This window comes from Novosphingobium sp., assembly GCF_024642085.1.
GTDB lineage: Bacteria > Pseudomonadota > Alphaproteobacteria > Sphingomonadales > Sphingomonadaceae > Novosphingobium.
The window spans coordinates 88,694-103,297 of the sequence record NZ_JAHEBV010000006.1 but is presented as its reverse complement, the minus strand read 5'-3'; the positions used below and the strand labels follow the sequence as shown (position 1 = coordinate 103,297).

7 protein-coding genes are annotated in these 14,604 nt (G+C 60.5%); 2 read left to right on the top strand and 5 right to left on the bottom strand.

The features are described 5' to 3' along the window. From Q0L62_RS04235 to Q0L62_RS04215, 5 genes are all read right to left on the bottom strand, one after another. The coding region (locus Q0L62_RS04235; RefSeq protein ID WP_296676878.1) for a VCBS domain-containing protein at nt 1–1,002 on the bottom strand (1,002 nt) is incomplete at its 3' end. A gap of 446 nt (nt 1,003–1,448) precedes the next feature. Next, entirely contained in the window at nt 1,449–2,210 is a 762-nt protein-coding gene (locus tag Q0L62_RS04230; protein WP_296676876.1) for an ATP-binding protein, read from the bottom strand. Between the two features lie 111 nt (nt 2,211–2,321). After that, nucleotides 2,322–2,834 carry an Hsp20/alpha crystallin family protein gene (locus Q0L62_RS04225; RefSeq protein ID WP_296676874.1) on the bottom strand — a complete coding sequence of 171 codons (513 nt, stop codon included), beginning with the start codon at nt 2,832–2,834 and terminating at the stop codon, nt 2,322–2,324. Between the two features lie 108 nt (nt 2,835–2,942). Further along, on the bottom strand, nt 2,943–3,668 hold the full coding sequence (locus tag Q0L62_RS04220) for a response regulator transcription factor (RefSeq protein ID WP_367183252.1): 726 nt from the start codon (nt 3,666–3,668) through the stop codon (nt 2,943–2,945). Continuing rightward, nucleotides 3,665–4,846 (bottom strand): sensor histidine kinase, encoded by a 1,182-nt coding sequence (locus Q0L62_RS04215; protein WP_296676872.1) that lies wholly within the window; start codon nt 4,844–4,846, stop codon nt 3,665–3,667. The genes Q0L62_RS04220 and Q0L62_RS04215 overlap by 4 nt, the downstream gene beginning before the upstream one ends. A 162-nt stretch (nt 4,847–5,008) precedes the next feature. Between Q0L62_RS04215 and Q0L62_RS04210 the strand changes: the two genes are divergently transcribed. Next, nucleotides 5,009–6,157, top strand: a complete 1,149-nt coding sequence (locus tag Q0L62_RS04210; RefSeq protein ID WP_367183251.1) for a universal stress protein — start codon at nt 5,009–5,011, stop codon at nt 6,155–6,157. Continuing rightward, a complete protein-coding gene (locus Q0L62_RS04205) occupies nt 6,157–14,595 on the top strand; it encodes a glucoamylase family protein (protein ID WP_296676867.1) in 8,439 nt (2,812 codons plus the stop codon). Before Q0L62_RS04210 ends, Q0L62_RS04205 begins: the two co-directional genes overlap by 1 nt. Nucleotides 14,596–14,604: the final 9 nt, after the last annotated feature.

Sequence of the window (14,604 nt, the reverse complement as noted above, 5' to 3'; positions counted from 1 at the left end):
CACGCCGGTATCGGGATCGACCGTGAAGGTCCCGTAGGTGTCGGCGGCGTTGCCGGTGAAGGTCGCATGGGCGCCGTGGTCGACATCGCTGGCGGTAACCTGGCCGGTGACGCTGAGCACGCTGTCTTCGGTGACGGTCCCGGCCTGCGCCTGGCTGGTGATGACCGGCGCGTCGTTGGTGCCCTTGATTGATACGTCGATTGTCTGTGTGGCGCTTCCATCCAGCGACGTGATGGTAAGTGTTTGGTGTGCAATCTCGCCCACGGCCAGTGCTTGGGTCTGAGGGCTGGAATTGTTGAGAGTGAAGGTCCAGTTACCGGTCGCCGTATCAAAAGTGAAAGCGCCGTAAGGTCCCGACAGGCTTCCTGTTCCAGGCGCTCTGAAACCGGCCTCTCCGGTATCGGCATCGGTAACGTCGAGATCACCGCTGGCAATTGGGCTCCCCGGGATCGTGTTATTGACACCGCCGGCTTCAACCACGCAGCCGGACGCTGTTCCGGTTATCGAGGCGGCATCATTAAGCCCGGCAATATTTATATGCACTGTCGCCCAGCTCAACGTGCCGTTGCCAAGTTTTATTGCATAGGTGAACTTGTCGTCCACCATTTCCATCGCGCCCAGTGAATTGATATCGCGCGCAAAGGTGAAGTCATTGGGATGCGCCGGGTCGGCCAGCTTGAACTCAATCTTTCCGTTGTTGATCCGGATCCAGTTTCCGTCGTCGGTGGTTTCCCACTTGCTGTAATTGGTATTGGTGCAAAGATCGGTTTTGGAAAGGTCAGTAATCGGGTTGCCTTCTGCATCATCTATAGAAAACAGACTTTTGGCATTGCCGCCCAGATCATTTGCCATGACATCAAGAGCAAGGATGTAATTTGAGGAATTGTAGCTGCTGGTCGCAGTATTCAGGGCATCCTCAGTCAGCGTATACCAATCGTCCTTGGCTTGCGGTGTGTTACCGAACGACGTGGTTGTCCCACCGGCTGACGGAATATTTCCCATAACGAACTGCCCCCAAAAACGCTGGTTTCAAGAAAAACCGACCCATAACAATTTGTTATTTTGCGTACGGCTGATTGATCGCGCGTGGGATTGCAAGCTGCTTAACTACAAAAGTTAGCTAATGAAGTGCCGATTTCGAAGATATGACCGGAAAATAGACTGAAGTGCATCGTTTTGAGACGATCGTTCGCCAATTCGGAAAGAATATCTGGTCCGGCGCAACTTTGATACCGCAAGGCCGTCCACGGCTCCTGTCCAGCCAGAAGCGTAACCTAGACACCCTCTACCCACCCAAAGGCTGCCATGACGCAGGCCTGGCGGAGCATGGCGCCGGCCGGACCACGCCGGCTCCTCGATCAAGCGCAAGCTTGGTTCAATCAGGCTTTCGGAAAGACCCATCCGAATTATCGTTTCGCCGCTGTTGCGGTTTGAAGTGTGTCACGCTGTCAGCCCAACAGAATGCTTGGTTCTGGCTGGTTCGCTTTGGGCAAGGTAAAGTGGAACGCGCTACCTGCGCCAGGGACGCTTTCGAACCAGATGCGTCCGCCGTGCGCCTCGACTATGGTGCGGGAGACGGGCAGCCCAAGCCCAAAGCCGCGGCCGTTTCTGGCAGAGAAGGCACGGAACGGATCAACGATGTCTGCGGGCACTCCGAAGCCGGTGTCAATTATGGTGACGCATGCAAAAACGGGATTATCGCTTCGGGTGCGAATGGTGATTTGCGGGTCGGGCTGACCGTCCAGCGCGGCAATGGCGTTATGCACAAGATTGACGATCACCAGCTGAATCCGCGCACGATCAACCAGCACCAGGTCGCATTCCTTTGCGAAATGGCAGCTTATCGCGATATGCGCTCCGGCAACACCGAGCATCAGCGCATCCTCGATCAGAGATGACAGGCACTCGTTCGCTGTAGCGGCTTCCCCGTTTTGAACGAACCCGCGCAGCTCGCTCAAGATGCTGCCGGCACGGACCGTCTCGACCATGGCCTGATCAAGTGCATCGGCGACCGGGAGGTGTCCTTGCCCCAGCAGTTCGCGCGCACCTTCAAGGTAATTCATGATGGCCGCGATAGGCTGGTTAAGCTCATGCGCGAGTGTCGACGCCATTGTTGCCATGGCGCTGAGGCGGGCGACATGGATCAGTTCGGTACGCAGGCCGTCGATCCGCTCTGCGGCCTCATTTTCGAAGTTGCGCTGGATCATCATCAGGCATGCTGCCCGCCTTGCGCGGCGTTTTCGATCCCGGTTATCTGCCTATGTGCCATACCTTGACCGGGCCGGAACGTTTTCACTGACCGGCCCGGCCAAAGGCTTGCGTCAGGTTCTGACAGGGATCCGTTGAACGGCAGGCTGGGTGGCTGGCTGCTTTGGCAGGGTCACGGTAAGCACACCGTCCTTGAGGCTGGCCTGGGCCGAAGCGGGGTCAATGGCTTGCGGCAGCGGCACGGCGCGCTCGATCATCCCACTTTGCCGTTCGCACAGCAACATGTTCTCGCGCCTTTCCTCCTTGCGTTCCTCGCGCATCGCAGCGATCCGCAGCGATCCGTCCCTGATTTCAAGCGTCACGTCCTGGGCTTCGAATCCAGGCAGCTCGGCCGTCAGGCAAAACTCCTTGCCCTTGTCATCAAGATCAACATTGGGCAGTCGGTTCATGCTGAGCCCGGGCCAATCGAACAGGCTGCGCCGTTGGTGGTGATGAAACTCCTCGAACAAATGATCGACTTCCTGGCGAAGCCAGTCGAACGGTCCGCTCCCGGGCAGTCCGGCTTCGGACTTGATGGCAATTGACGCGTCACCGGTCGCGGGCTTGGCGGTGCTTTCCTGTGGCATGGCATATCTCCTCAAGGGCCGGCCATCTATCCGGCCCGGCGCCAAGGTTCAGCCTGTCGGTCCTTTTGCTCTATCCGCAATCCTACGGAGGGTGCCGCGCGGTCGCGCTCAGGAAGGGTCCCGCGTCGGATCGGGGCGCATCACGAGTTCTTCGGAATGGTCGCGCGCCTTACTAAGCGGGACGGCCTTTGTGTCTTCGGGTCCGTTTGGATCTGGCGACGCCAGGGGCATGCCGGCGGCAAAGGCAATTCGCAGCACATCGGGGAAACTGTGCACGTCCAGCTTGCGCATGACATTGGCGCGATGAATCTCGACAGTCCGCGGGCTGATCCCCAAATCGTAACCGATAGACTTGTTCGGCAGGCCGCGCGCCAATTCGTTGAGCACTTCGTATTCACGGCGAGTCAAGACTTCCAGCCGGTCACGGGCACGGGCGAATTGCCTGTCGCGCGCCTCCATCGTTGCCAGCCGTGCGTCTGCCTGGTCGATCACGTTCAGCAAGTCGCGGCGGGCGAAGGGTTTGGTCAGAAAATCCACCGCGCCGGCCCGCATGGCCCGCACGGCCATAGCAATATCGCCGTGGCCGGTGATGATTATCACCGGCATGGTGCAGCCGCGATTGGCCAGTTCCTGTTGCACTTCCAGCCCGTCGACGCCGGCCATGCGGACATCGAGCAGGATCGGGCCAGGTTCGATATCGTGAACTGCCGACAGCAATTGCTCGCCGCTTTCAAAACTGTGCACTTCACGCCCCGCGTTGGTCAGCAGGAATCGCAGGGAATTGCGCAGGCTGGCGTCGTCATCGACGATATAGACTGGCGGCGCCGCGGTCATGACTCGGTCTGTCCAGTTTCTGCCATGCGCGGTACCGTGAAATGCATGGCGGCACCGCCAAGGGCAGACGCGGCTGGCCACAGGCGGCCTCCATGCCCCTCGATAATGGTCTGGCTGATCGACAGGCCAAGACCCATACCGTCAATCTTGCTGGTGCCAAAGGGCGTGAACAGCCGTTTCCTGTGATCCTCGTCAAGTCCTGGTCCGGAATCCTCGACGGTCACTTCAATCATTTTGGCGTGACATACGCTGGTGATCTGCAGAATGCGGTTTTCAAGCCCGGCCATGGCTTCCAACGCATTGCGGGCCAGATTGTAGACCACTTGCTGGATCTGGATTCCGTCGCCCAGCACGTCATCGCAGCTTTCGTCGAGTTCAATCTTGATCTGGACATCCGTCCCTTCGCCGCCAGCGAGCATCAACACCAATGCGTCGTTGATCAGCTTTGACAGCGATTCGCGAGCGGGCTCAGTTTCGCCGCTTGCCATGAAGTGCCGAAATCTGCGGATAATCTCGCCTGCGCGGGCAGTCTCTTGAGAACAGGTTTCCATTGTGTCACGCAGCGTTTCCCGGTCCAGTGGCCCCTCTGCACTGACAAGCGCCGCGCACGTCTCGACATAGTTCTGGATGGCTGTCAGCGGCTGGTTGATTTCATGGGCAATCGCCCCGGCCAGCATGCCCATCGATGAAATTCGCGAGGCACGGGCCAGTTGTTCGTTGACCATCTTCAGCTTGCGCCGCTGCTCTTCACGTTCGCTAACGTCGCGCAAGTAGCCGAGGAACAGCTGCGTCCCACTGATCGTTGCCTCACCAATCTCAAGCCGTGCGGGAATGTCGTGGCCAAGTTTGTGTCGGGCCATGACGCGGCGACCAATCCCGATGATCCTTTTCCGCCCGGTCATCAGGTAGGCGCGGATATAGTCATCATGATGCGCAGCTTCGGCAGGCGGCATCAGCATGGATACGTTTCTGCCAAGAACTTCGTCTTCGGTGTAATCAAACATTTCGCAGGCAGCGCGGCTGAACGCAAGAATCCGCCCTGTCTGATCGATGACCACCAGACCCTCGGGAATGCTGTCCAGAAGCGACCGCACGAAACTGTCGTGCACTTCAGCTGCCCTGACCGGTGCAATCGGGGTGGACGACTTTTCAACCGAGGCGCTTGGTGCAATCGCCATCCTTGGATAGCTAGCACAATCGGCACTGGCGGGCATACTTAAAAGGATTTGCAAATGTTTCCGTCAAGCCGAGCCGCCTTTGCGGTGAGCCGCATGCAGAGCGCCCGTTACGGCGCGGAATGCGTAACAATCCTTATTCCAAGTATTGCCGAACCGGCTTGAATGGTGGCCCGTTTCAAACCCTGCCGGGTTCCGCAAGCTATCGATTCTCATCCACCCTGCTTTTCGCGAGCGGAGCCTGAAGAGGCATCTTCTGCGCCTTGGTTCGGGCGTGGCGGATTTCAGCTTCGGCCCGGCAATACGAACAGAAAGCAAAGAGCAATGCCGTTCCAGTTCAGCCCGTCCGCATCAAGTCCATCACCCTCTGAAGTGGTTGCCTGCATTGACCTGACAGCACATTCCGTGAACATCGCGGCAGCGGCTGGCCGACTGGCTGAGACGCTTGGGCTGCCGCTGACGCTGCTTCATGTGGTAGAGCCGCACAGAGATGCCGGCCTTCGTCCGGACCCGCTTGAATGGGATTTGCGGTGCCATCAGGCGCGCCGCCGACTTGCCCAGCTGAGCGAGAGCCTTTTCCTGTCGGGTTCATGTGCCAAGCTTGAAATTGAAATGGGGGACTGCGTGCGCGCGCTTCTGGACCGTGCCGCCGTAACCGGATCGTTGCTGGTCCTGGGTGCCAGGGGAAATGACAACCCGGCACGCACTTGCGGCCTTACGGCACAGCGCTTGCTGGAAAGCGGTGCCGCCTCAGTGCTTCTGGTTCCGACGATTCCAGCCGGTGAGGGCCTGTCGTTTGAACGCGTGCTGGTTCCGCTCGACGGATCTGCGTTTTGCGAAGCTGCGATGGCCGAAGCTGCGCGAATTTCGCACCGGACCCGGGCAGAAATGGTGCTGATCCATGTCGTACCCGAACCTGGCTTGACGCTCATCGGTCCGCCGGATGCAGACGACCTTGAGCTGCGACTGCGTCTGGATCTGCGCAACGAGAAGGCCGCGTGCAATTTTCTGGAACGGACGCAGCGCCGATATGCTGACCAGGGCCTGGCCGTCCGCAATCGCTGTTTGAAGGGTGATACGCGCTCGACGCTGCTGCGTGCAATTGCCGAGGAGCAACCCGGATTGGTGGTGATCGCGGCAAGAGGCCAGGGCGGGCGACGGTGCCGAGATTTGTCGGTAGGGGGAACTGCTGCGTACTTGCTAGCACATCTGCGCAGTCCCTTGCTTCTGGTCAGCCCGGCGAACACGATTGCTGAACGGCCTGTGCAGAAAGCCCCGGAAATCCGCAATTCGGCATCTGCCTTTGCAGCCTGATGACCGGGGATGTGCACGATCCGATTCTAGCCCGGGCGCGTGAAACCGGGCAGGTGCATGCTGCCAATTGCGGAACCGGCCATCCTACGCCGGTCCCGGCCTGGGAAGGAGTGGACCGGACCGAAAAGTGGCTGAACCGGGCAATGACAGCGGCCGTCGGTGCCGAACCGGCGGAATCGTCGGCGGCTGAATGGCTGCTCGACAATGCCTACCAGGTTCAACGCGCTACGCTGCTAATCGATCAGGATTTGCCGCCAGGTTTCTATCGCCGTCTGCGCCCGCTGGCCAACGGCCCCGCCAAGGGCGAACCGGTGGTGCTCGCGTTGGCGCACGATATGCTTCAAGCGGCCCATTTCCAGCTTTCGCGCCAGGCAGTGCTCGCATATCTAAAAGGCTACCAGGAACACAATCCGCTCGATATTGCCGAATTGTGGGCATTTCCGGTGATGCTGCGGGTCGCCTGTCTGGAACGTCTGACCAGTGGGTTCGCAAAAGTTTTCGTCGCGGTCCCTGCTCCTTTCCCGGCGAGTGCAAGCTGCCGCGCCTACCTTGACGGCGCCGACCCGGCAGAATGCGTTTCGCGCGGTGTCGCCAATCTTGCAGTAATCTCAAGTATTGCCTGGAAAGACATTTTCGATGCGGCCAGCCGCGTGGAGCAGCGCCTCGCGGAGGATCCGGCTGGCATCTATCCGGTCATGGATTTCGAGACACGTGATCGGTACCGGCGCGCCGTGGAGCGATTGGCCGAGCGCTCCACACATAACGAGGCTTCGGTTGCACAAGCGGCTGTGAACCTTGCGTTGAGCCACGCTGAGGAACCGCAAAACCATGTCGGATTCTGGCTGGTCGGACAAGGCTTGCCCAGGCTGGAGCAAGCGGTCGCCGCCGTGCCGCCGGTGCCATTGCGCCTTGGCCGCAGTTTGCTGCAACACCCGGGTGCAGTCTACAATATCGGCTTGCTGCTGCTTGGCGTTGCGGGGCTGAGCGTTCCGGCCGCCTATCTTTGGCTATGGGACGCAACAGCGGCGCAATGGCTCATCGGTCTGGCGCTTTCAGCGCTTCCCGCCACGGTGCTGAGCGTCACGGTCGTCAATTGGCTGGTCACACAGACCGTGAAACCCACCCGCCTGCCAAAGCTCGATTTTTCCAAATCGATTGGCCCTGCCTGGCGAACCGTGGTGGCGATGCCGGTAATTGTCGGTCACGCCGAGGAAGTACCTGCACTGCTTCGCCGGCTGGAAGCCCACCGGCTGGCCAATCCCGCCGCGCATGGCTTTGCCTTGCTAAGCGATCCTGCCGACGCAAATCAGGAGCGCTGCACAGCCGATGCTCAAGTAGAACGCGCACTGACGAGCGGGATCGAAGCGCTCAACCGGCAGTATGGCAAAGGCTCCGATAGTGGCCCCTTCTTCCTGCTCCATCGTTTCCGGCAGTTCAATCCGGCGCAAGGCTGCTGGATGGCCTGGGAGCGCAAGCGAGGCAAGCTGGCGCAGTTCAACCACTTCCTGTTGAGCGGGGATCTCCAGGCCTTTGCGTTGACTAGCGGAAAGATCAAGCGGTTGCCAGGTGCGCGCTTCGTGGTCACCGCCGATGCGGATACAAGGCTTCCGCCGGGTTCAGTGGCGCGCCTTGCTGCGGCGCTTGCGCATCCTCTTAACCGGCCGATTTTCAATGCCGAAGGGCGGGTTGTCAGCGGCTACACTGTGCTTCAGCCGCGGGTTGAACTGGCGCCGCACGGCAGCAACAGTCTGTTCGCGCGGCTTTTTGGCGGAGATACCGCGGTTGATATCTATTCGCGTGCGGTCAGCGATGTCTTTCAGGACCTAACCGGCAGCGGCAGCTATGTCGGCAAGGGTATCTATGATGTTGCGGCGTTCGAACGCAGCGTGACCGGGCGGGTGCCGGAAAACAACCTGCTGAGCCATGACCTTTGGGAAGGGCTGCATGGCCGGGCCGGGCTGGTTAGCGATATCATGGTCTACGAGAGTTTCCCGACCAACTATGTTGAATATTCGCGCCGATGGCATCGCTGGGTGCGCGGCGACTGGCAGCTGCTGCCATGGCTGTTTCCGACCGTTCCAGGCGCTGGCGGGACAAGGCTTCGCAACCGGCTGACCGTCTTCGACAGAATGCGGGTGTGGGACACAATGCGCCGAAGTTTAGTTCCGGCCAGCGTTGTGCTGCTGCTCTTGGGCGGGTGGTTTGTTTTGCCTGGCCAGCCAATCGTGTGGACGGCACTGGCAGTTGCAGCACCTGCTGCCTATCTTTTTACCGACCTTGTTACCGGCCTTGCCCGTGGCCGTCGGCGCGGTGTCCGGACCGGTTCGGGACACCGGCTTGGCGGGGACCTGGCCCGCTGGGTGTTATCCTTGGCGTTCCTTATTTCGGATGCGGCAGTTTCACTTCACGCGATTGGCGCAACGCTGCTGCGTCTTGGCACCGGTCGGAACCTCCTTGAGTGGACCAGCGCGGCCCATGTCACCAAGCAGCAAAGCGCCAGCAATCCAAGGACGTCGCATTGGCGCAGAATGTGGATTTCGCCAGCTGTGGCAGTCGTCCTCCTTGCATTCCTTCTGGCCCGTCCAGGGTCCCTGCTAGTCGCTGCTCCGCTGCTCGCCCTGTGGTTTTTGGCTCCTGAACTGGCGCGTCTGACAGGTCGAGAGCGCGTCGAGGATCAACAGCAGCTGGATCATGCCGACCATGCCTTCCTCCGGCTGGTCGCGCGGCGATCATGGCTGTTTTTTGAAGACTATGTCCGGCCTGAAGACAACTGGCTACCGCCTGACAATCACCAGGAAGAACCGATCGAGGCGACCGCGCACCGTACGTCCCCGACCAACGTCGGGATGATGGCTTTGGCCGCGCTGTCGGCTTGGCGGATGGGCCACATCGGCGCCAGCGAACTGGCTGTGCGGATGCGCGACATGCTCGATGCCATTGATCGGCTCGAGCATTGGCGCGGCCATATGCTCAACTGGTTCGATACCGTTACGCTTGCCCCGCTTGAACCGCGCTATGTTTCTGCGGTCGATAGCGGGAATCTTGCGGTCAGCCTGATCACCCTGGCCAAGGGATGCAGGAAGATCGCCGCGCGGCCGCCTGTGGACCCCGAGCGCTGGCTTGGGCTGAATGATTGCCTGGCGCTGCTTGACGAGGCTATCGAAGCAGCTGCGCTGCGCGATCCTTCGCTAATCAAAGCAGCAATCGTGCAATTGCGCGATGAAGCGCGTTCTGCGTCTGGCCCTGGCGATTGGCCGGCAATGCTGTCGTGGTGCGAAGAAAAGTTCGGCGAAATAAAACGCCAACTGACGATCCAGCTTGATGCGCCGCTGACCTCCCCGCCAGGCAGTGTGCGCGGCTTGCGCAGCTGGCTGGAGCGAAGCGAGCACCACATCGCGGCGATGCGGCGCGATGTTACCGTCATGCTCCCTTGGCAGGCAGCGCTTGCCGACGCTCCTGAGGACTGCCGGGAACTTGCAGCAGAGCTTGCCGGCATTTTGGATGCCGCGCAGCCATTGGCAGATTGGCCGTCTATTGGCCGTGCAGCGGACGCCGCAATGGCCGACGTGAAAGGGCAGCGCCGCACGGCTGCGACCAGGCGCTGGCTGGACACACTCAAGGGTGAGGTGAAGGCCGGTCTGGAAGCCTGGCAGCAGCTGGAACAACGCCTGACGAGTGTCGCGTTACGCGCCTGCGAATTTGCAGATGGCATGGATTTTTCGGCGCTCTACGATCCCCATCAGCGGCTATTCTACATCGGTTATGACCTGAGCGCCGACCGCCTTGACCAGCATCATTATGACTTGCTGGCGAGCGAAGCGCGGCTGGCAAGCTTTTTTGCCATCGCCAAAAATGATGTCCCACCCGAGCATTGGTTCCAGCTTGGTCGGCCGATCGTCAAGCAGGCAGGCGACCTTGCGCTGGCTTCGTGGAACGGCTCCATGTTCGAATATCTGATGCCGTGCCTTTTCCTGCGCAGTGATCCGCACACGCTGCTTGGCGAAAGCAACCGCAATTCAGTGGATATCCAGCGTCAATATGGGCGGGCTAACGGGGTACCCTGGGGAATATCGGAATCCGCTTTTGCGTCGATTGGACCGGACGGATCATGGCGTTATCGTGCGTTCGGAATCCCCGCGCTGGGGCTGCGCCGGGGCCTTTCTCAAGATCTGGTAATCGCGCCCTACGCAACGGCCTTGGCACTGTCGCTACGCCCAGGCGACGCCGTCGACAACTTGCGCCATCTTGCATCGATCGGAGCGCTGGGGCGCTGCGGCTTTTATGAAGCGATCGACTTTACCAGCGAACGCCGCGCCGAAGGCAGCACCCACGCGCAGGTGCGCTGTTACATGGCGCATCATCACGGCATGAGTATCGCGGCCATCGCCAATGCCTTGTTCGACGATATGTTCGTAGCCTGGTTCCATGCCGATCCCAGGGTCGAAACGGTCGATTTGCTGCTGAACGAACGCGTTCCTAAGGAACTGCCGCCAGAAATTGAGCGTCTCGATCCGCCTGTCGCGCCTGTTGCAGAAGGTGTCGCAGTACCTCGCCCGCTGCCGTGGGCGCCGCGCAGTGCAGGGCCGGCACCAGCCCTGCATGTATTGGGCAACGGCAGGCTTTCGACGCAGATCGGCAAGGATGGCACTGGAGAACTGCGCTGGAAGAGTTACGCACTTACCCGTCCGGGCGAAGCGCATGGCGGCAATGGCCATTTTATCTATCTGAAGGACAAGGCAGACGGGGCAACCTGGTGTGTCACGGAGGGAGCGTTGGACAGCCACGGTGAACGGCACGCGGTGTTCCATTCCTACAAAGCTGAACTCCATTGCCGGGCCCATGACATTTCCTCGACTCTGGAAATCCTTGTCGCCCCTGCCGAAGACGTCGAAATCCGCCGGTTAAGGCTAGTCAACGGATCGCCTCATGAGCGGCGGATCGAGGTTGCCTCGCACGCAGAAATTGCCCTCGCGCCGGCCGCCGAATGGTTACGACATCCGGCCTTTGCCAAGCTGTTCGTCGGTGCAGAGGTGCTTCCAGAAACCGCTGCACTGCTGTTCGAGCGGCGCACGCGCGATGCAGTGGAAAGTCCGCCATCAATGATCGTGCGGCTGATCGGGGACCCGGCACTGGTCGAACTGAGCGGAAAGGAAGTGTCCCGGCAACAAACACGCGTTCGTCACGGCGATGCTTCTGAATATCCTGTCTTTGCGGACCAGCGCGCAATGTATCCGCAGTTCCCGCTTGATCCGATAGCAGCGCTGCGCGCTGATGTGACAATCCCGCCGCATGGCGAGGCCGAGTTGGCGATCGTGACAACCATCGCCGCGTCGCGCGACGAGGCGCTCGACCTTATGCGGCGCTATGGTTCAATCGCGTCACTCGACTGGGCAGAGCATGATGCCGCTGCGCGAACTGCGCGCGAAGTTCATGGTCTTGGTCTTGCAAGTGACCAGCTGGCCGATGCGCAGCTTCTTTACACAGCTTTGCATGGCCGCCCGGGACCGCGCGGAGATGATCCCGGCCCGGTCACGCGGGATGCGCTCTGGGCGATGGGTTTATCAGGCGATATGCCAATTCTTCTGAGCGAACTTGAAGAGGATTTTGACGGCGCCCAGCTCCGTTTCCTGCTCGGTGCGCACCGGCTGTGGCGCTGGCGGGGCAGTCCGGTGGATCTTGCGCTGCTTCATCCAGGTTTACCTGGCTACATCGAGCCGTTGCGCGACCGCTTGATCGACGTATTGCGTGAAATGGGCAGCAGCGAACAACTTGGCGAGCGTGGCGGTGTACACCTGCTTGGGCGTGAGCAGATCGAACCGGTCCGTATTGCAGCACTGCGTGCAGCAGCCGGGGCGACCCTGATTGATGGCGGGGGTCCGGTAGCCGCGCAGCTTGCCGCATGGCTGCCCGATGCCCCGATCGGTGCGCCGTTTGCCGCAACAGGGCGATCAGTTTCAGAACCCCCGCTCCTTGCAGTCGACAGTTTACCGTTGCGCTTTGCCAACGGCTTTGGCGGTTTTACCCCGACGGGCAATTATCGGCTCGACGTTGCGCCAGGACACAACACCCCGGCTCCGTGGTGCAACGTGCTTGCCAATGAGGGTTTCGGAGCCATTGTTACCGAGGCCGGATTGGGTTTCAGCTTTGCGGGCAACAGCGGGGAAAACCGGCTTACTCCCTGGTATAATGATCCCCTATGCGATCCCCAAGGAGAAGCAATTTATCTGCGTGATGAGGAAACCGCCGAAATCTGGTCGATTACGCCGCTGCCATCAGGCGGAAGCGGCCAAATCCGGGTTGAGCACAGGCTGGGTGAAACGTGCTGGACGCGCGAAAGCAATGGCTTGCTTCAGGAGCAATCCTGCATGGTTGCCGCCACTGAATCAGTCAAGCTGGTGCGGGTCAGGCTAACCGATCGTATCGGAGTGCCGCGGCGCATCACTGCAACCTTTTTTGCCGACTTCTTGCTAGGAGCCGTTCAGGGTGAACCAGGTCCGTTTCGCAAAGCTTGGTACAGCCACGCCGACAAGGCATTGATGGCTTCCAATGGCTGGCATCATGATTTTGCCGGGCAAACCGCGTTTCTTGCCGCGACATTGCCGCCGCATAGCCTGACCACATCGCGCAGTGAGTTCATTGGGGCAGCGGCGAACTGGCGGCAACCGCGCGGCCTGACCGAATGGGAGCTAGGCAACCGGGTTGGAAACAATGGCGCGGACGCTGCCGCCGCCTTGCAGGTCCACGCCGACATCGCTGGCGGAGGATCTGCCGAGTTCGCTTTTATCCTGGGCGCTGCAGATTCCGCCGAGGATGCCGCCGGACTGGTATCGCGCTGGAATAACCTTGGCAGGGTAAAGGCGGAAACGGCCAATGTGGCGCATGTGTGGGACAAGCGCTGCGGTGCTGTCGAAGTGGCGACGCCTGATCCGGCCTTCGACCTTATGGTCAATCGCTGGCTACCCTATCAGGCCATGTCCTCGCGACTTTTTGCGCGCGCAGGATTCTATCAGGCCGGCGGGGCATATGGCTTTCGCGACCAGCTGCAAGACGTGCTCGCCCTGCTGCATTCAGAGCCGGAGCTTGTCCGGGCACAGATTTTGCGCGCCGCTCAGCGCCAGTTTGAAGAGGGCGATGTGCTTCACTGGTGGCACCCGCCCAGCGGACGCGGCGTTCGCACGCGTTATTCCGATGATCTGCTGTGGCTACCCTTGGCCGTCGCTCGATATGCCGAAGCGACCGGCTCGACCGGCTTGCTGGACGAGCGCGTGCCGTTCCTGCATGCCGCCGAACTAAGCAACGATGAGCACGACCGGTTTGCGGAATACCCGCAGGGCAAAGTGGCGAGCCTTTATGAGCACTGCCTGCGCGCCTTTGACCGCGCCTGGCGCCTGGGTGAGCACGGGCTGCCGCTTATTGGCGAGGGCGACTGGAACGACGGGATGAACCGCATCGGCCTTGGCGGAAAGGGCGAAAGCGTGTGGCTCGGTTGGTTTTTGGCCGCGACTATTCGCTCGTTTGCACCGGTGGCTGATCGCCATGGGCGCGGCGAGTTCGGAAAGCGCTGGCTTGGCCGGGCTAAGAAGCTGGTCGCCGCAATTGAAAAGGAAGCCTGGGACGGCGAATGGTATATGCGCGCCTTCGACGATATCGGCCGTCCGTGGGGATCGAGCAACTGCGATGAATGCAAGATCGATTCCCTGACACAATCGTGGGCTGTCATTGCAGGCGGCGGGGATAATGCGCGCGCGCGCACCGCAATCAATTCGGCCTTTGTTCACCTAGTTCGCCCTGATGACGATATAGCCCGCTTGCTTGATCCGCCCTTTGCCGCCACGCAGCGCGATCCGGGGTATATCAAGGCATATCCGCCGGGAATCCGCGAAAACGGCGGGCAATATAGTCATGCTGCGGCATGGCTTGGAATTGCCGCCGCAATGCAGAATGATGGCGACCGGGCCAAAGCGATATTCGACCGGATCAACCCGGTCCTGCATTCCGCAGACAAAGCCAGGGCATCCCGTTATCTGGTTGAACCCTATGCGGTGGCCGCAGACATAGCTGGTACCGACCCCTGGCTTGGGCGGGGTGGGTGGAGCTGGTATACGGGCGCTGCTGCTTGGGCTTGGCGGCTGGCTGTCGAGCATATTCTTGGCATGTCGCTGGTCGATGGGCAGATCGCGCTTTCGCCTTGTCTGCCAGCCGACTGGCCGGGCTTTACCGCAACCTTGCGAGGAGCCGGAACGATAGAAGTCAGCGTAACGCGCGGCGAAACAGAGGGCTTCGCGGTCGATGGAGCGCCAGCGCCGCGCGCGCCAATTGCCTTCCCGGGAAGCGGGAGGACCAGCCGCGTGCTGTTGACTATCGGCGGCCATGCGGGAGGTGCGCAACCTGAAACCGAAACCGCTGGAGACAGGGTCACAGGATTGGTCCGGACCTGAAAAAGCGTT